The following is a 17575-nucleotide window of genomic DNA, read 5'->3' as shown; positions in this document are numbered from 1 at the left end:
CGGCCTGCGCTTCGCCATCCGCGAAGGTGGCCGCACCGTCGGTTCCGGCGTCGTGTCCAAAATCGTCGCGTAAGCGGTGGATCAGACAGTCCAGCCATGATTTACGGAAGGGCCATCCATTCGGATGGCCCTTCTGCTTTTGCGGGTTTGGGTGTATGTGCAGATCTGCAACCGATGGAGGGCGACGTGACACCACCCCTGATCTGACCAGACCTGTTCCGAAACCAGATCACGAGGTATGTCCATGCCCGGACCCTTTGCCGACCCGACCACGCCAAATCCCGTGCTGCTGCCTGATGGCCGCGTGCATGACGGCACCGTTTTCCTCAAAGCTGTCATAGATCATCCGCGGATCAGCGTGGGTGACTACAGCTATGCGTCCGCACATCATCCGCCAGACGACTGGGCGACACATCTGGCACCTTATCTTTATCCCATGTCGCCCGAACGATTGGAGATCGGGCGCTTCTGTCAGATCGCCAGCGGGGTACAGTTCATCACCGCCTCGGCCAATCATCGGCTGGACGGGATATCGAGCTTTCCGTTCATGATTTTTGGTGGGGGCGATCCGGTTGGGCGTCCCAGCATGCCTGATCCGGGACCGGATACATGGATTGGCCATGATGTCTGGATTGGAACCGGCGCACTGATCCTGCCCGGAGCGCGGATTGGAAATGGGGTCATCGTGGGCGCCGGGGCCGTGGTGTCGGGAAACGTCCCGTCCTATTCGGTGGTTGCGGGAAACCGGGCGAAAATCCTGCGTCGCCGTTTCAACGAACAGACCATTGCACGGCTGGAGCGGGTGGCGTGGTGGAACTGGTCCATCGGGAAAATCCTGTCTGCCGAAGCCGCGATTTGCGGTGCGGATGTTGATGCGCTGGAAGCGTGCTGAGCATCTCTTGTGACCTCCGGGACCGGAGCCGACGGTTTGGCGGCGTCTATCGGTGCTTCGCGCAAACGCAAGGGTCGGTCGGGCACCAAGCGTCAGAGAGGAAAATTTGTCCGGCGGACCGCGTTCTTGGCCTTGATTTCGCCAATGGGTTGGAATACCCGTCACGTCGGCGATAGGGGTATAGCTCAGTTGGTAGAGCGACGGTCTCCAAAACCGTAGGTCCCGGGTTCGAGTCCCTGTGCCCCTGCCAATCAATTCAATGCCTTGGGTGATTGAATTGTCGCTTCGTGGTCCCACGATTTTGCAAACCGCCGAAACTCCGGACCAAGAGCTTGCCCCCCCCCGACTGATGGTGCATCCCGATATTGGGTAGGGAAGCGCGCATTAGGGGGCAAATACGTCGCGTGCGCCGAATTGCAGCCCATCCGTGCCGCGCGTCACATAGCCTCGGATGTATAGATGTCGAAACCCAGGGCGACGCGCTGTGCCCCGGCGTCGGCCCCGGCCGTCTTGGCCTTGATGAGGGTGTTGATCGTCTCGCGGGCGAAAGCCTCCATCGGGTGTGAGAGGACCATCTTCAATGTGCCGTCGATCAATGCGGCGCGTATTTCGTCAAAAAGCTCATAGCCGACCGCACCGAAATCGTCCCGTTTCGGTGTGTCACGCAAAGCGGCAAGCGCGCCTGTGATGCCGCCCCCCGAGACGAACAGGCCGCAGAGGTCAGGGTTTTCCCTCAATAGAGATTCGGTCAGTTCATCTTTGGTGGAAGCCATCAGGTCGTCATCATTGGTGGGTTCTCTTCGCCCTGGTCTTTTGGTTCGCAGCAAAGGCGGGTGCGGATGTGACGGTTGTCGAAGGTGCAAAGCGTCTTCTTCAACGGGCTGTACCTAAGCAGATCGCGGCCTTTTCCGAATACAAGGCGGATGTCGATGCGGGTGGCTACCCCGCTGCCGCACATACGGTGCCTATCGAGGATGACGAATTCGACGCTTTCCTGAACAGGGTTCAAGGCAGATGGTGCGGCGCGGCGTTGTCGGATACGGAATCGGAGAGCAGCGTTCCCACACGCCGTTATTGCAGCGGCAGAAGGTGGCGCATTGTCCGTTCTTGATGCCGCGCGCACAATCGCGGCTGAAGGACGGTCGATTTCCAGCAAGATACCGGGTCGCTGACCCCATTTTTGAAGGTACAGTGAAATGATGAAAGTAGGACTTCTCGGCGCGGGACGGATCGCGGGTGTTCATGCCAAGGCGATCACGTCGCACCCCAAGAGCACGCTTGTGGCTGTGTCGGATTACCTGCCGGAGGCGGCGCAAAAGCTGGCCACGCAATATGGCGCAGAGATCCGTACAACCGAAGAGATCATCGCGGATCCGGGCATCGACGCGGTGCTGATCGCCACTTCGACCGACACCCATTGTGACCTGATCGAAGCTGCCACTGCGGCGGGTAAGGGTGTGCTTTGTGAAAAGCCGGTTGATCTGAGCCTCGAGCGCGCGCGGGTCTGTCAGGAAAGTGCCGCCAGGAACGGCAAGCCCGTGATGATCGGTTTCAACCGCCGGTTCGATCCGAATTTCGGCGCGTTGAAGACGGCGCTGGAGGCGGGTGAGATCGGCAAGGCAGAGCTATTGTCGATCACGTCCTTTGACCCCGCGCCGCCACCTGTCGCCTATATCAAGGTGTCGGGCGGGTTGTTTCGTGACATGATGATCCATGATTTCGACATGGCGAATTTCCTGATGGGCACCGCGCCGGTGTCGGTTCTGGCGGTCGCGTCCTCGATTGTAGACCCGCAGATCGGGGCTGCCGGCGACGTTGATACCGCCGTCGTCACGCTGACCTATGCCGATGGCCGGATCGCAGTCATCAAGAATTCGCGCCGCGCGGTCTATGGCTATGACCAGCGGGTCGAGGTCTTGGGTTCGGACGGTTTGCTTCAGGCGCAGAACATGCTGGAAAACACGGTGGTGAAATCGACCACCCAAGGCGTCATGGGGGCAAAGCCGACTTATTTCTTTCTTGAACGCTACATGCCCGCCTATACCGCCGAATGGACAGCCTTTGTCGAGGCCGTGACGGAAGGTGGGCCAGTACCTGTGTCGCTTGACGACGGCGTGGCCGCGCTTGCCATGGCCGAAGCGGCGACACGCTCTGCCAAGTCCGGGCAGTCGGTGAGACTGGCCGATGTCTGACACTCTGGACCTGATCACGATTGGACGCTCATCTGTCGACCTATATGGTGCGCAGGTCGGCGGGCGGCTCGAAGATATGGGGTCGTTCGACAAGTATATTGGCGGGTCGCCCACCAATATCGCTTGTGGCACAGCGCGGCTGGGGTTGAAATCGGCGGTGATCACCGGAGTCGGTGACGAACACATGGGCCGCTTCATCCGCGAACAGTTGCAGCGCGAGGGCGTCAACACCGATCCCGAGAGGCTGACCGCGCTCGTCTTGCTGGGCATTCGCGATTCCGAGCAGTTTCCGCTGATCTTCTACCGCGAGAACTGTGCCGATATGGGCCTGACGGTGGATGACATCGACCCCGATTTCATCCGCCGCGCGCGGGCTGTTGTCGCCACCGGCACACACCTGAGCAACCCGCAGGTTGAAGCGGCCACGCTCAAGGCGCTGAACATCGCGCGCGACGCGGGCATCCAGACCGCGCTAGACATCGACTATCTGTGCGACAACCGGATCGGGCGCTCGGCCCTTCATCGCGCCAGCGGCACGGGTCTCTGGATCGGGCGGCCCACCGAACTGCCCGGATCGCGCCCCATCGCATTCGAGCCGGAACTGGGTGAAGATCTGGGTGGTCTGCGCGAATGGGCGCGCGAGAACGTGGTCAAGCTGCTGGTCTTCTGCCACCCTGACGACGACGACAAGACCGCCAAGATGCAAATCGCGCGGGTCAAGCGGATGTTCACCGCCGCGCGGCGCAACAATCTGGAATTCCTGCTGGAAATCATTCCGTCCAAGGTTGGTCCGGTGGATGATGACACATCCTCAACGCTGATCCAGACCTTTTATGACGCGGGTGTTCATCCTGACTGGTGGAAGCTGGAACCGTTCAAGACAGAGGCGGCCTGGGCCAATGCTGCCGATGTGATCACGCGCAACGATTCGCGCACGCGAGGTATCGTGGTGCTGGGTCTGGATGCCCCGCAAAAGGCGCTTGCCGCGAGCTTTGCGCTGGCGGCAAGACAGCCATTGGTGAAGGGTTTCGCGGTAGGCCGCACGATCTTTGGTGATGCGGCCCGCGCCTGGATGAAAGGCGAAATGACCGATACCGAGGCGGTGGCGCAAATGACTGAACGCTATTGGGAACTTTGCAAACTTTGGGATAATGCCCGTAGCATTGCCCAAGAGGAGGCCACATGAGCAAGAAGACCATTCGACTGACCGCAGCGCAAGCGATGGTGAAATACATCGCGGCTCAGAAAAACGAAGACGGTGAAACGATCATCGCAGGATGCTGGGCGATCTTCGGACATGGCAACGTGGCCGGGTTGGGTGAGGCGCTGTATCACGCGCGGGACGATCTAGCGACCTGGCGCGGACACAATGAACAGACGATGGCCCATTGCGCCATCGCCTACGCAAAGCAACTGGGCCGCAAACGCGCGATGATGGTGTCGTCCTCCATTGGGCCGGGGGCGACGAACATGGTTACGGCGGCGGCGCTTGCCCATGCGAACCGCTTGCCGGTCTTGCTGGTGCCAGGTGATGTGTTTGCAAATCGCGGGCCTGACCCGGTGTTGCAGCAGATCGAGGATTTCGGAGATGGCACGGTCAGCGCCAATGATGCCTTCCGCCCGGTGACGCGTTATTTCGACCGGATCAGCCGCCCCGAGCATCTGCTGACAGCCTTGCCGCGTGCGTTTCGCGTGATGACCGACCCCGCCGATTGCGGCCCGGTCTGTCTGGCGTTCTGCCAGGATGTGCAGGCCGAGGCGTTTGACTATCCGATCAGCTTTTTCGAACCCAAAATCTGGGCGCAGCGCCGCATTCGTCCCGATCTGGATGAGCTTGCGGCGATGGCAGACGCCGTCAGGGCCGCCAAGCGTCCGGTGATCGTTGCGGGCGGCGGCGTGCATTATTCGGGGGCCACGGATGCGCTGCGCGCCTTTGCCGAAGCACACAATATTCCCGTGACCGAGACGCAGGCCGGCAAATCCGCGCTGCCGTGGGATCATCCGCTGAACCTTGGCCCTATCGGTGTGACCGGGGGCGCACCTGCCAATGCGATCTGTGCCGAGGCCGACCTGGTGCTTGGCGTCGGCACGCGGTTTCAGGATTTCACAACCGGCAGTTGGGGGCTGTTTGCCCATCCAGACCGCAAGATCGCCTGCCTGAACGTCGCGGCCTATGATGCAGCCAAGCACAACGCTCTGCCGCTTGTCAGTGATGCCCGTGTGGGTCTGGACGAATTGTCGACCGCGCTGGCGGACCACAAGGCCGCTGCTGGCGTGGACGGGCTGAAGGTGGATTGGTTCGCGGCGGTGGATCCGCTGACCGATGCGCCGGATGGAAATGAACTGCCGACGGATATGCAGGTCATCGGTGCTGTGCAACGCAGCGCGACAGACGACACCGTGGTGATGTGCGCCGCCGGGACCATGCCGGGAGAGTTGCACAAGCTGTGGAAAGCGACGCGGCCCATGTCCTATCACATGGAATACGGCTTTTCCTGCATGGGGTACGAGATCGCAGGAGCCATGGGCATCAAGATGGCCCAGCCCGCGCGCGACGTGATCTGTTTCACCGGCGATGGCACCTACATGATGGCCAATTCGGAAATGGCGACGGCGGCGATGATGGGGATTTCGTTCACGGTCGTCGTGACCGACAATCGCGGCTATGGCTGCATCAACCGGCTGCAAATGGGCACCGGTGGGGCCGAGTTCAACAATTTGCTGGATCACACGATCCATGATCGGCCCAGCAACATTGATTTTGCGGCACATGCCGGTGCGATGGGTGCGACAAGCGTCAAGGTGTCATCCATCGCGGACCTGCAAGACGCGCTTGCAAAACGCTCGGACATCAAGGGGCCTTATGTTGTGGTCATCGACACCGACCCTTATCCGTCCACCGAACCCGGCGGGACGTGGTGGGATGTCGGTGTCCCCGAGGTATCCCAGCGGGCCGAGGTGAACGCGGCGCGCGCGACATATGAAGCCAGCAAGACAAAGCAAAGGGCCGACTGATGGCTGTGAAGATAGGTATTTCGCTGATCGCCTGGCAAAATGACGACCTGCCCGATCTCACGGCGGATTTCACCACCGAAGGCGCAATGGAGGATGCGGGACGCATTGGATACCAGGGCGTCGAACGGGGGCGCCGGATGCCTTCTGATACGCCAGGTTTGCGCGCGTATCTGGACCGTTATGGTGTCAGTTTGTGCGGCGGCTGGTGTTCAGGCAATCTGATGCGTGGCTCTCTGGACGAGGAAAAATCCGCGATCCGCAAGCAGGTCGAACAATTCTCCGCCCTTGGCGCACCCTGCATCGTCTATGCCGAATGCTCCAACACCGTTCAGGGAGAGATTGGTACACCGGTCAGCCAGCGCCCGAAACTTGATCGTGACGACGTGCTGGCCTACGCCGCCAGGCTGACCGATCTGGCCAAGTGGTCGCAAGAGGAAGGCGTGACCCTGTCTTATCACCATCACATGGGGTCGATGATCCAGGATGCCGAGGATATCGACTGGCTGATGGAAGGATCGGGCCCGGAGGTTACGTTGCTTTTCGACACGGGTCATCTCTTGATGGCGGGTGCGGATCCTTTGGCCGTTCTGAAGAAATGGGGCGACCGGGTGCATCATGTTCACTTCAAGGACGTCCGTCCCGAGGTTTTGAATTGGGTGCGCGCAAGTGATCGCAGCTTTCTGGACGGCGTCCGGGAGGGTGTGTTTTCTGTGCCCGGCGACCCGCAGGGCATCATCGACTTTCAGGCGATCACGGATCAGTTGAAAGTCATGGACTACGATGGCTGGATCGTTGTCGAAGCCGAACAAGATCCGGCGAAGGCCCCGCCATTCGCGTATTCCAAGATGGGGTATGATCACATCATCAACATTTGCGGCCGCTCCGGCCTGACCATCCAGACATGAGGCCCGATATGCCCGATCTTCTCAGGAAACCTTTTGGCACCCGAGGCAAGGTCCATCAGATCACCCCTGAAAGCGCAGGCTGGCGCTATGTCGGGTTTTCGCTGTATCGGCTCAGGGCAGGCGATACCGCTGCCGAGATGACAGGCGACCGGGAGGTCGTTCTGGTGATGGTCGAAGGCAAGGCGCAGATCACTGGCGCCGGGCAGGATTGGGGTGTGCTGGGTGACCGGATGAATGTGTTCGAGAAGACGCCGCCGCATTGCCTTTACCTGCCGAACGGAACCGAATGGCACGCCACGGCCAAGACGGATTGTGTCGTCGCGGTTTGTACCGCGCCCGGCAAGGGGGAACATGACGCACGTCGGATCGGGCCCGACGGGATCACCCTGACAGAGCGGGGCAAGGGCACGAACACACGCCATATCAACAATATCGCGATGGAGACCGAAGATTATTGCGACAGCCTTCTGGTGACCGAAGTGTTTACGCCAGCGGGCCATTGGTCGTCCTACCCGAGCCACCGCCACGACGAAGATGATTACCCGCGCATCACCTATCTGGAAGAGACCTATTACCACCGCCTGAACCCGGCCTCCGGCTTTGGCATCCAGCGCGTCTATACCGACGACGGGCAGCTTGACGAGACCATGGCGGTGTCGGACGGCGATGTGGTTTGTGTCCCGCGTGGGCACCACCCCTGCGGCGCGCCTTACGGGTTCGAGATGTATTACCTCAACGTCATGGCAGGCCCGTTGCGCAAATGGCGCTTTGTCCCCGCCCCCGAGGTCGAATGGATCATGGAGCGTGACGCCTGATCACCCTGGGTCCACATGTGGCCTTGCGGGATGTCTCGGTGAACACCTTGTCCTTGACCCGCGAAAAAGCGCTAGAAAACGTCGGTGACCCCCGGAATGTCGACCGTTCCGAACACGCGGCCGGATGGCGATCCGGTTGGCGAGCCTCCGGGCGGTTCTTCGCTGACACCCAGGGTCAGGACACCACGCACCTCTGCGATGGTTGGGGGCATTGGCAAGCGCACACTGTCGCCATCCGGCCATAGACCAACCGAGATCGCAGGTTCGCCTTCGCCATGCGCCCAGACCTGTAGAATGCGCCCTTCAGGCGCCGTTCCTTCGGTTTTTGTCATGATCACTTCGTTGGTGGTTTTGTCGACAACCGCAATCACACGGAAGTCACCGGCTTCGGCGACGATTTCGGCGGTATAAAGCGGACCGTCCGTTCCCGTCTGATCCCCAAAATCAGCGATGAAAAAGATGGCCAGAGCCAGCAGGCACACCGCGCTGGCGGCTTGCCAGAGCCATGTCTTTTGCCAGAAGCGCACAGGTGCAGGTTCCGGAAACAACCGTGCAAGCAGTTGGCGTTTTGCCGATGCGCTGGGCGTTTCAGGAGCGATCTCGTCAGCCAGTTCCGCAAACCGGATTTCCCAGGCGGTGACAGCCTGCATAAAGGCATCGTCCGCTGCAATACGCCGCCGTGCGTCGGCCTGTTCTTCGCCGGTCAGCAGGCCCAGGGCATATTCCGCAGCCAACAGGTTGTCGTCGTCATGAACGTCGTCTTCGGTCATCGCAACAAACACTCCCTTAATGCGGCAAGACCCCTGCGCAGCCAGGTCCGCATCGTGTTGAGCGGTACATCGAATTGGTTTGAAAGGTCCTGGTAGGTCTTGCCTTGCAGATACGCACCGGTGATTGCGGCGCGGCGGTCTGTTTCCAGTTCGTCAAGGCATTGGATGATGCGCTTGGTTTCGGAAGCAGCAACAGAGGATTGCTCGGGGGACGGACCCGGTGCCGCAATGCGTTCATTGAAGTCGGCAATATCGCTTTCGGTCTTTCGCATGCGCAGCCTGTCTATCGCCGTGTTGCGCGCAATCGTGATCAGCCAGGTCATCGGGGAATGGCCTGTCGACTGATACCGGTCGGCGTTCTTCCAGACCTTGACATAGGCGTCTTGCATTGCATCCTCGGCGGCCGCGCGTTCATTCAAGACACGCAGGCATACGGCGAATAGTTTCCCGGACGTCGCATCATAGAGCTGTGAAAAAGCGTCCCGATTGCCCAACGCGATGCGGGAAACCATGTCTTCGATGTCTTGTCGTCTGTCAGTTTGCATCAACCTGTTGCTTTCGTGAGGCGACGTTTCGTCCAGAATGTAGTTTTCCCTGCCTATCGGCAAACAGCTTTCTGCAACCACCTTCTGGCTGACAAAAATTTCGGTGCAACTGAAACTTCGATCTATGTGATTTCGTGAGTTTGGACAACCGCAACGCATGGCATGTGCCGACCCTCGGACGGGCAGGGACGAAGATGATTGGTTTTTCGCACCCCGTCCAGTTCTGTCCTGGGACTCCGATCCTTCGAAGAAAGAAAACGGAAAGTATCCGCTAAATCCACCCATTCAAATCCAAAGGTCTGAAAATGAGAAAGTTGATCCTGTCGAGCGTCATCCCTGTCCTGTTCAGCGCAATCGCTGCGCAAGGGCATGAAGTCTGGATCGAACCCGTTGAATGGGAAGCCCGGCAACAGGCTGAAATCAGGGCAAATATCTACAATGGTGAGCAATTTGACGGATTTGCACTGTCGTGGAATGAAAAATCGAATGTCCGCGCCGAAGCATGGAGCGATGGGCAAGTCACCAAACTCGGGGGGCGACTTGGCGATCGTCCGGCATTGGCGACATCCGGACAAGAGGATGGTTTGCTCACTCTTTTATATCAATCGACCTACCGCACGGTCGACTATGATTCCTACGAGAAATTCGCGTCTTTTGTGAACGAAAAAGGCCACGATTGGGTGCTTGACCAACACGCCGAACGCAAACTGTCCAACACGGCCATCAAGGAAGCCTATTCCCGATTTGCCAAAAGCCTTGTCTCGACCGGAGATGGGCAGGGCGCAGATGCGTTTCGGGGTATGGAACTTGAACTGGTGGCCTTGACCAATCCTTATGCGCGACCCCTATTGGACAAAATGTCGGTGCGGCTTTTCTATCAAGAGTCCGTCTTGCCGGAAAACCGGATCACAGTCTTTGAACGCGCGCCTGACGGATCGGTGTCGACCATTCTCTTGCAATCCGATCAGAACGGAGAGGCAGATTTTACCGTAAAGCCGGGGGCAACCTATCTTGTCGATGCGGTTGTCCTGCGGGAACCGACCCGCGATCTGGTGATCGAGACCCGCGGTGCGGTCTGGGAATCGCTTTGGGCGTCGCTGACTTTTCAGGTGCCTGACGCTCAGTAAAGTCCGTTGATCTCGAGCGGCAGGCGATTGACCTTGCGCTCTTTCAAAAGACTGCGCGGGGGTTCCGATGCATCGGCGTTGCGCACACGCTGATACTGCCGGTTGGCGACGGATTGAGCCTTTTTCTGGCTGTCGATGACCGTGGGCCGCAGGAACACAAACAGCGTGCGTCGCGTCATATCCTTGGAGCGAGACCGGAACAGGCCACCGATGATCGGCGCGTCGCCCAACCCCGGTACCTTGCCGTTGCTGGCGCGGTTGTCGTCGGTGATGAGCCCGCCCAGAACGATGGTGCCGCCATCCTGCGCCTGCACCGTCGTTTCGATCACGCGCCGGTTGGTGATCAGATCCGCCGCGCCTTCGACATTGGCGTTCACGAGGCTCGACACTTCCTGCGCAATGTCCAGACGCACGATGCCGTTCGACGTCACGCGCGGCAGCACCTGCATGGTGATGCCCACGTCACGCCGTTCGATGGTGGTAAAGGGCGTGGCAGTGTTGCCATCGGTGGCAAAGGATCCGGTGCGGAACGGCACGTTCTGACCCACCACGATGGTCGCCGGTTTGTTGTCGGTTGTGGTGATCGACGGCGTCGACAGCAGGTTGGCCTGCGTCGATTGCGACAGAGCCTGAATGAGGATGCCGAAATTGTCCGCCGATCCACCGATGGTCAGACCACTGGCCAGACCCGCGGCCTGACTGACCCCAAGCGCCGCCAGCACATTGCCAAGCGACGGACCGCCATTGCCAAACGAGGTCGCCGCGATACCCCGGTCCGGCAGGTTGTCGGCAATACCAAGCTGAACCCCAAGACGTTCCGCCACATCGCCACTGACCTCGACAATCGCCGCTTCGATCATCACTTGTGCCGGGCGCTGATCCAGCGCCGCGATCAGGCTGACTGCTTCTTGTATCTGTTCCGACGTACCCCGGATCACAACCGCATTGGTCTGGGTCGATGCCTGCACCGACACTTCGGGGGCGGGGCCGGTCGGGACTTCCGGGGCCTCTCCGTCAACGGCTTCGGCCACCGGGTTGACGATGTCCGTCCCGCCCTGAAGGGTGTTGGCGACAATCTCGGCCACCACTTCGGCATCGGCGAATTTCAGCTCGTACAGGTGCGTGCGTTTCTGAACCTGGGGGTTGGACCGGGGGGCAACATCCAGATCCTGCGCCAATTGCCGGATCTGGCTGATGTCGCGTTCGGTGCCACGCACAAGGATCACGTTCGATGCCGCATCGACCGAGATCTTCGCCCCGGTGCCCGAAGACCCCAGAACCTCGGTCATGGCGGCGGCGACGGCATCGGCCTCGGCAAAGGAAAAGCGGATCACCTCGGTGCGTTGTTCGGCAGGGGTGTCGAAGGTGCGCGCAATGGCAATGATGCGATCCACATTGGCCTGCGTATCGGTGATGATGATGGCATTCGGATCGGACAACGCCTCGATATAGCCGGTCTGCGCCACCAGCGGACGCAACACGCGCACCGCTTCGGCAGAGGGCAGGCGATCCAGTGGAACCAGCTTGGTGATGACATCCTGTTCTCCGGCGCGTCCGGTGATCGGTTGACCGCCTGCCTTTGCCAGCGCCTCGGTCTCGGGGACAACTTCCCAGATCACACCTGCATCGACCGCCACAAAGCCGCGTACCCGCAACATCGACTGGAACAGTTGCCACACACCTGATTGCGTCAGCGGTTTGGCGGAAATCACCGTCACTTCGCCGTTCAACCCCGGATTGATGACCAAAGTGCGCTCGGTGATCTCGGACACCTGTTCGGCCAGCACTGCGATATCGGTGTTGCGCAGGTTGATGACGAACTCGGCGTCGGAATCATCCAGAACCCGCGCCTGCGCCACGGCAAGGACCGGAAGACACACCGCTATCAGCATCGCGAGGATGGAAAGTCTGCGCATGCTGCTCCCTCCTGCGCCCGTCATCTTAGCGGGAAGGTCAGCAACAGTGACTGGCCCTCCCGAACAACTTCAAGGCGCGCTATGCCTGCTGCGGCCACGTCATCGTAAAGTTGGCGGTCCTTGTCCAAGTCTCCGATGGATTGACCGTTCAGGCTGGTTATCACATCGCCGGGACGTAGCCCAGCCAAAGTCACGCCGATATTCGGATCGGGTTTGATCCTGTATCCGTTTTCCACCAACTCGACGCCCACCGTGTCCATCGCCGCCTGTGGATTGCGCCCGATCCGGTCGCGCCAGAGATTGATATAGTCGTCCGTCGTTTCGGGGGGTGGTCCGTCGCGCAGGTCGATCGACCCCTGTCCCGGCACAATCGACGCCGCCAGTCTGGCAAACGGATCGTTGGTTGTATCGGCGTCCGCGTCGGCGATCTGGTCCGCTGTCCCGGTGCCGTTCTCGATCCCCTCGAACCCGACAATCACCAGTTCATCGCCGGATTTCAGCGTGATCGTGTCGGTCCCGACCTCGACAAGTTCTGCCGACTGGATCGTCTCTCCGACGCGGTACACGTCCACGCTGCCGCCCGCCTGCACAAACGCCCGCGACCGGGTCGGGTCCGGGTCCACAAGCACACCGCGCAGGGTGATGTTGAGGGTGGAACGGTCTCCGGTCGGGGCTTGCGGCGCGTCGGATACTGGCTGTCCGAACGGGGCAAGCGCGATGATGGACTCGATGTCGGTCGGGACTGCGGGCGCATCGCTGGCGACCGGGGTCGCGATTTCTTGCGGCAGCACATTTGTGTGCCCGCCCATGTGCCAGACCAGTTGCAACGACGCCCAGATCACGGACGCCAAGAGCATCAAGATCGCCAGCCCGACAAGTAACCACACCCGCGCCGCCGTCATTGCGATGCCCCTTCAAGGGCAAGATAGCCGGTCAAGGCGACCAGCGACGCATCCGGCCCCGCCGCCGCATCCGCAACGCGGGCTGTGACCGCGCTCAACCCGGACCCCGGCAATTCTTGCGTGCGAAGCTCGGCCCGCCAGTCGACGCCCAGTGCTTGGGTCCATTGCGGCTCGAGCGGCAGGTTCAGGGACGCCGCCGTCAGCGCGTTTTCCGCCACCCAGCGGGCGACAACCCGGTCCTCAAGCCCCCGCGTTCCGGCGGCATGACGTTCGACCCCCGCAAGCAGCGTCATCGACCCCACCGCCAGAACGGCGAGCGCAACCAGTGTTTCGATCAGGGTAAACCCGGCCTGCGCATCACGGCGCTTGGTGGGAAAACGACCCGTCATGGCGCGCCTGTCGTTAACTGTGCCACGATGCCATCAAACACCACCGCTTGCCGTGCTGTGCCTGCGCTCAGGGTCAGTTCCAGAACACCAGCCTCTGGCGGAAGCAGGTCGGGCGTGACACGCAGTCTTCCCTGCCGCGCGCCATCCGCATCGGTCAGAACCGCATCGCGGTCCAGAAGGTGATCTTCGGACAAGGGCGCGCCGTTGGCATCGTTCCATCCATCGTCTGTCCATTCGTCAAATCCATAACCCTGGGTCGTCCAGTCCAGCCGGAAGTGACGCCCTTCGATCAGGCTTCGCTCAGCCGCAAGGTTAAGCCGCGCCGCCAGCAGGTTGGCCTCTTGTGTCACTGTGCGACCCTGTCCCGCGCCCGGCAAGGCAAGCGTCACCACACCGGCGCTGACAGCGATCAGGCTCAGCACGACCAGCATCTCGATCAGGGTCACACCGCTGTCGCCGGACCGGGACTTAACCATTGGCGGCCTGTACGTCACCAAACATGATGTCCGCATCCACACCGTCTCCACCGGGCTGTCCATCCGCGCCAAGGCTGATCAGGTCAAAGCGGCCGGACTGACCGGGAAAGCGATAGACATAGTCCGCGCCCCAGGGGTCTTTGGGCATCACGCTCAGATACCCGTCCGAGGCCCAGTTCACCGGTTCGGGCGGAACTGAAGGCCGGTTGACCAAGGCTTCAAGCCCCTGCGCGGTACTGGGATAGGTGCGGTTGTCGAGACGGTAGATTTCCAGCGCGCCGGCAATCGACTGCAAGTCGCTTTGCGCGACGGTGGCGCGCGCCTGATCCGGGCGACCGATCACATTGGGAACAACCATCGCGGCCACAACGGCAATGATGACCAGCACCACCATCATTTCGATCAGGGTCACACCCGCCTGCGGATCGCGGGCATGACGCCGCCGAAGCGCGCGCAATTTGTTGAAGACCATGAAACTTTTCTCCTGCTTCAGCCGTATCTTTACTATGGTTGCCACCACGATACCGGAAAAAGCCGATGCCTTCCTGACCAGACCTACAACATGACCGCGCCCCGTGAAAAGCGAAAAAACGCAATTATCTCAAAAACTTGAACCTGACCGCCCCACTTCGGAGGCGGGTGATAAAGGCGTGGCGGACATGGGCTTTGATTTGCTGCCCGATGGGCTGGACGAGCAGGTTGTGGTCATTCCGGCCGAATATGTGGCGCTTCATGTGGTGGATCTTCCAATCCGGTCCGCCAGACAACAGCGCGAGGCGCTTCCCTTTGCGTTGGAAGAGGTGGTCGGCCGCCCGCTGGACCAGACGCATTTCGTGATCCTTGATCGCTTGCCGGATGGGCAGGTTCTTGCAGCCGCCGTTGACCGCGCGGTGATGGATCGGGTTCTGGCAGCGGAGCCGGACCGGAGTGTCATTCCGGAACACATGCTGCTGCCTGCCGACCCGCAGGAGGGTGGCATTATGGTCTGGCGTGCGTTTCGACAGGGCGACCGCGTGCTGGTGCGGGCCTCGGACGGGCCCGGCTTTGTCACGCAGGCCTCCATGCTGGCGCATCTCTGGCAGGCATCGGGCACGCCACGGGTGGTCAGTTTCGGCGCTGCTTTGCCTGACGAGGTGACTTGGACAGATCAGTCAGCCGAAGGTATGCCAGAGGCTGTCACTCTGGGAAAATACGATCTGCGACAGGGGGACTATCGTCCCTCTCTCGGGTTGCAGCGGCCTTTGCGTTGGCTCGCGGCAAGTGTCGCGCTGGCCGTCTTTGCGCATCTGGCGCTGGCAATGGCGGACCTGCGCGCTCAGACGACGATTGCTGACGCATTGCGCGGAGAGGCGTCAGCGGTTCTGGCCGATCGCATTCCAGATGCCTCTGTCGATGCCAGCCCGGCGCTGATACAGCGCCAGATCGCGGCACAATCGCAACCGCAGGCCGGATCGTCCTTCCTGCCCCTGATGAACCGGGTGTCTCAGGCATGGCTGCGCGATGGCGCGCCGGTGCAGATCAGGCAACTGAGCTGGTCCGAAGACGCCCTGCGGCTGGTGGTCGAAGCGCCCGATCTCGAAGCATTGCAACGCGCCGAAGCCAGCCTTGCGGCGCAGGATCTGACGGTCTCAAGCGGGTCCGCAACTGCCGATGCCGGCTCGGCGCGGGCCGAACTGATGGTGCGGCCATGACGGCGTTGTCCCGCCTTACCCTGCGCGAGAAAGGACTGCTGGCTGGGGGCGGCGTGGTGTTGGTGGTTCTTGGGCTGTGGATGTATGTCTGGCAGCCGTTGATTGAACAGCGGGCGGATCAGAACGACCGCATCGCCCGGTATCTGTCGCTGATCGACATTGCGCGCGAAGCCCCCGGAACCGTACAGAAACCGGTCGCTGCCTGTACGGATGGCGCCGCCCTTGGACCGCGTATCACCAATAGCGCTGAAACCGCCGGTATCCCCTTGACGCGGCTTGACCCCGAAGGCGCGCGGCTGCGCATCACCGTGTCAAGCGCAGGGTACGCTGACGCGATGCTTTGGATCGCTAAACTTGAGGCAACCGCCTGCGCGCGCGCCCTGTCAGTGGAAATGTCGCGGCTGACCGAACCGGGACAGGTTTCGTTGCGGATGACCTTGGAGGATGCAGGATGACCGTGTCCCATCTCAGCTACAGCTTTGCCAAGGCGCAGGGTGTCCTGCTCCATATGCCCGATAGTGCTGCAATGCCGATTTGCCGCCATCTGGCAGAGGCGCAGCTTCCCGCCTTGATCGAGGCGCAGCGGGTGGCGGGGCGGTTGATTACATTCGAAACTATCGACCCCGCAACTTTCGACGCTGCCCTCTCCGCCGCCTATCGCGACTCTGCCTCCGAGGCGGCGCAAATGGCCAATGACGACCGCGACGATCTGAGCGCACTGGCAGAAACGGCGGCGTCGGTCGATGACCTGCTGGACCAGAAAGACGATGCCCCCGTCGTGCGCCTGATCAACGCGCTGCTTCTGGAGGCGGTCAAGGATGGCGCGTCGGATATCCATATCGAGGTCGAGGAAAAGCGCCTTGTCGTGCGGTTCCGCATCGACGGTGTGTTGCGCGAAGTGCTTGAACCGCGCCGGTCGCTGGCCAGTCAATTGTCCAGCCGCCTCAAGGTGATGGGCAAGCTCGACATCGCCGAAAAGCGCCTGCCGCAGGACGGCCGGGTCAGTTTGCGCGTCGGCAGTTACGAGCTTGACGTGCGGATCTCGACGCTGCCGTCGCAATTTGGTGAACGGGTGGTTCTGCGTCTGCTCGACCGGGGACAAACCCAGCTTGGGATTGCGCATCTGGGCCTGTCGGAAACCGACCGCGAGACCTTTAACCGGATCATCACCGCGCCCGAAGGCTTGGTTCTTGTCACCGGACCAACCGGGTCGGGCAAGACCACCTCGCTTTACGCAGCGCTTCATGCGCTCAACGACCGGCAGCGCAATATCCTGACGGTCGAGGATCCGATCGAATATTCGATGGACGGGGTGGGGCAGATTCAGGTCAACGCCAAGACCGAAATGACCTTTGCCCGTGGTCTGCGCGCGATCCTGCGGCAAGACCCGGATGTCATCATGGTGGGCGAGATCCGCGATGGTGAAACCGCCCGCATCGCGGTCGAAAGTGCGATGACCGGGCATCTGGTCCTGTCGACGCTGCACACCAATACCGCCATTGGCGCGGTGTCGCGACTGATCGACATGGGGGTCGAACGGTTCCTTCTCGCCCCGATGGTGCGTGGGCTGATGGCGCAGCGTCTGGTGCGCAAGCTGTGTCAGACCTGCCGCACGCCGCATTCCCTGACCGATGCGGACGAAGCCCTGCTGTCGGGGGCTTTGCCCGCTGGAACGCAGGTGTTCGAGGCCAAGGGCTGTGAAGACTGTGGCGGCACCGGCTATCGCGGGCGTTTGCCGATCTACGAAATCGTCGCGGCCACAACGGTACTTCAGGCGATGATCCATGACGGTGCGTCCGAGGCCGCGTTGACGGCAGAGGCGCGCAAGACCTCACGCAGCATCCTTCAGGACGGTGTCGCCAAGATCAGCGATGGTCTGACCACGGTGTCCGAAGTCGCGCGCGCGGTGCGCGAAGACAGCCTGACCGGGGATCGCTGAC

20 protein-coding genes and 1 tRNA gene are annotated in these 17575 nt (G+C 61.0%); 12 read left to right on the top strand and 9 right to left on the bottom strand.

The features are described 5' to 3' along the window. The 3 genes from ACTIEN_RS18510 to ACTIEN_RS18500 all read left to right on the top strand — a co-directional run. The coding region (locus ACTIEN_RS18510; RefSeq protein WP_439524635.1) for a hypothetical protein at positions 1–73 on the top strand (73 nt) is incomplete at its 5' end. Positions 74–244: 171 nt separating this feature from the next. After that, a complete protein-coding gene (locus ACTIEN_RS18505; protein ID WP_439524634.1) occupies positions 245–892 on the top strand; it encodes a CatB-related O-acetyltransferase in 648 nt (215 codons plus the stop codon). Between the two features lie 174 nt (positions 893–1066). Further along, positions 1067–1142: transfer RNA gene (locus ACTIEN_RS18500), tRNA-Trp, on the top strand. Positions 1143–1329: 187 nt separating this feature from the next. Here the strand turns inward: ACTIEN_RS18500 and ACTIEN_RS18495 are convergent. After that, positions 1330–1665: a hypothetical protein gene (locus tag ACTIEN_RS18495; RefSeq protein ID WP_439524633.1), complete on the bottom strand. Its 336-nt coding sequence runs from the start codon at positions 1663–1665 to the stop codon at positions 1330–1332. Further along, on the bottom strand, positions 1665–2048 hold the full coding sequence (locus ACTIEN_RS18490) for a hypothetical protein (RefSeq protein WP_439524632.1): 384 nt from the start codon (positions 2046–2048) through the stop codon (positions 1665–1667). Before ACTIEN_RS18490 ends, ACTIEN_RS18495 begins: the two co-directional genes overlap by 1 nt. 40 nt (positions 2049–2088) lie before the next feature. Between ACTIEN_RS18490 and iolG the strand changes: the two genes are divergently transcribed. Genes iolG through iolB form a run of 5 tightly spaced genes read left to right on the top strand, consistent with a single transcriptional unit; the run spans position 2089 to position 7819 of the window. Further along, positions 2089–3084 (top strand): inositol 2-dehydrogenase, encoded by a 996-nt coding sequence (gene iolG / locus ACTIEN_RS18485; protein WP_439524631.1) that lies wholly within the window; start codon positions 2089–2091, stop codon positions 3082–3084. Further along, a complete protein-coding gene (locus ACTIEN_RS18480) occupies positions 3077–4270 on the top strand; it encodes a PfkB family carbohydrate kinase (RefSeq protein WP_439524630.1) in 1194 nt (397 codons plus the stop codon). Before iolG ends, ACTIEN_RS18480 begins: the two co-directional genes overlap by 8 nt. Further along, positions 4267–6099 carry a 3D-(3,5/4)-trihydroxycyclohexane-1,2-dione acylhydrolase (decyclizing) gene (gene iolD, locus ACTIEN_RS18475; RefSeq protein WP_439524629.1) on the top strand — a complete coding sequence of 611 codons (1833 nt, stop codon included), beginning with the start codon at positions 4267–4269 and terminating at the stop codon, positions 6097–6099. Before ACTIEN_RS18480 ends, iolD begins: the two co-directional genes overlap by 4 nt. Then, positions 6099–7004, top strand: coding sequence for a myo-inosose-2 dehydratase (gene iolE / locus ACTIEN_RS18470; RefSeq protein WP_439524628.1), 906 nt, complete (start codon positions 6099–6101; stop codon positions 7002–7004). Before iolD ends, iolE begins: the two co-directional genes overlap by 1 nt. Positions 7005–7012: 8 nt before the next feature. After that, positions 7013–7819: a 5-deoxy-glucuronate isomerase gene (gene iolB, locus ACTIEN_RS18465; protein WP_439524627.1), complete on the top strand. Its 807-nt coding sequence runs from the start codon at positions 7013–7015 to the stop codon at positions 7817–7819. A 71-nt stretch (positions 7820–7890) separates the two neighbouring features. On the opposite strand, the gene ACTIEN_RS18460 is transcribed toward iolB, so the two are convergent. Then, the gene (locus ACTIEN_RS18460) at positions 7891–8589 is read right to left on the bottom strand and encodes an anti-sigma factor (protein WP_439524626.1); all 699 of its coding nucleotides are present in this window, start codon (positions 8587–8589) and stop codon (positions 7891–7893) included. Further along, positions 8586–9419 (bottom strand): sigma-70 family RNA polymerase sigma factor, encoded by an 834-nt coding sequence (locus ACTIEN_RS18455; RefSeq protein WP_439524625.1) that lies wholly within the window; start codon positions 9417–9419, stop codon positions 8586–8588. Before ACTIEN_RS18455 ends, ACTIEN_RS18460 begins: the two co-directional genes overlap by 4 nt. Positions 9420–9439: 20 nt before the next feature. Here ACTIEN_RS18455 and ACTIEN_RS18450 point away from each other — a divergent pair, with 20 nt between their 5' ends. Beyond that, positions 9440–10261: a DUF4198 domain-containing protein gene (locus tag ACTIEN_RS18450; protein ID WP_439524624.1), complete on the top strand. Its 822-nt coding sequence runs from the start codon at positions 9440–9442 to the stop codon at positions 10259–10261. Here ACTIEN_RS18450 and gspD read toward each other — a convergent pair. The 5 genes from gspD to gspG are packed head-to-tail and all read right to left on the bottom strand — an operon-like array spanning position 10255 to position 14416. Next, positions 10255–12177, bottom strand: coding sequence for a type II secretion system secretin GspD (gspD, locus tag ACTIEN_RS18445; RefSeq protein ID WP_439524623.1), 1923 nt, complete (start codon positions 12175–12177; stop codon positions 10255–10257). The two genes, ACTIEN_RS18450 and gspD, sit on opposite strands and share 7 nt — an antisense overlap. Before the next feature lie 20 nt (positions 12178–12197). Then, positions 12198–13079: a type II secretion system protein N gene (locus ACTIEN_RS18440; RefSeq protein ID WP_439524622.1), complete on the bottom strand. Its 882-nt coding sequence runs from the start codon at positions 13077–13079 to the stop codon at positions 12198–12200. Beyond that, a complete protein-coding gene (gspI, locus tag ACTIEN_RS18435) occupies positions 13076–13468 on the bottom strand; it encodes a type II secretion system minor pseudopilin GspI (protein ID WP_439524621.1) in 393 nt (130 codons plus the stop codon). The genes ACTIEN_RS18440 and gspI overlap by 4 nt, the downstream gene beginning before the upstream one ends. Continuing rightward, the gene (locus ACTIEN_RS18430; RefSeq protein ID WP_439524620.1) at positions 13465–13944 is read right to left on the bottom strand and encodes a pilus assembly FimT family protein; all 480 of its coding nucleotides are present in this window, start codon (positions 13942–13944) and stop codon (positions 13465–13467) included. The genes gspI and ACTIEN_RS18430 overlap by 4 nt, the downstream gene beginning before the upstream one ends. Beyond that, positions 13937–14416: a type II secretion system major pseudopilin GspG gene (gene gspG / locus ACTIEN_RS18425; protein WP_439524619.1), complete on the bottom strand. Its 480-nt coding sequence runs from the start codon at positions 14414–14416 to the stop codon at positions 13937–13939. Before gspG ends, ACTIEN_RS18430 begins: the two co-directional genes overlap by 8 nt. Positions 14417–14603: 187 nt before the next feature. Between gspG and gspL the strand changes: the two genes are divergently transcribed. Genes gspL through ACTIEN_RS18410 form a run of 3 tightly spaced genes read left to right on the top strand, consistent with a single transcriptional unit; the run spans position 14604 to position 17574 of the window. Next, positions 14604–15635 carry a type II secretion system protein GspL gene (gene gspL, locus ACTIEN_RS18420; protein WP_439524618.1) on the top strand — a complete coding sequence of 344 codons (1032 nt, stop codon included), beginning with the start codon at positions 14604–14606 and terminating at the stop codon, positions 15633–15635. Continuing rightward, positions 15632–16090, top strand: coding sequence for a type II secretion system protein GspM (gene gspM / locus ACTIEN_RS18415; RefSeq protein ID WP_439524617.1), 459 nt, complete (start codon positions 15632–15634; stop codon positions 16088–16090). The genes gspL and gspM overlap by 4 nt, the downstream gene beginning before the upstream one ends. Further along, on the top strand, positions 16087–17574 hold the full coding sequence (locus ACTIEN_RS18410) for a GspE/PulE family protein (RefSeq protein WP_439524616.1): 1488 nt from the start codon (positions 16087–16089) through the stop codon (positions 17572–17574). Before gspM ends, ACTIEN_RS18410 begins: the two co-directional genes overlap by 4 nt. The last annotated feature ends 1 nt before the right edge of the window (position 17575 follow it).

The organism is Marivita sp., assembly GCF_051859345.1.
GTDB lineage: Bacteria > Pseudomonadota > Alphaproteobacteria > Rhodobacterales > Rhodobacteraceae > Marivita.
The sequence above is the reverse complement of the archived record's forward strand: the minus strand, read 5'-3'. Positions and strand labels throughout refer to the sequence as shown.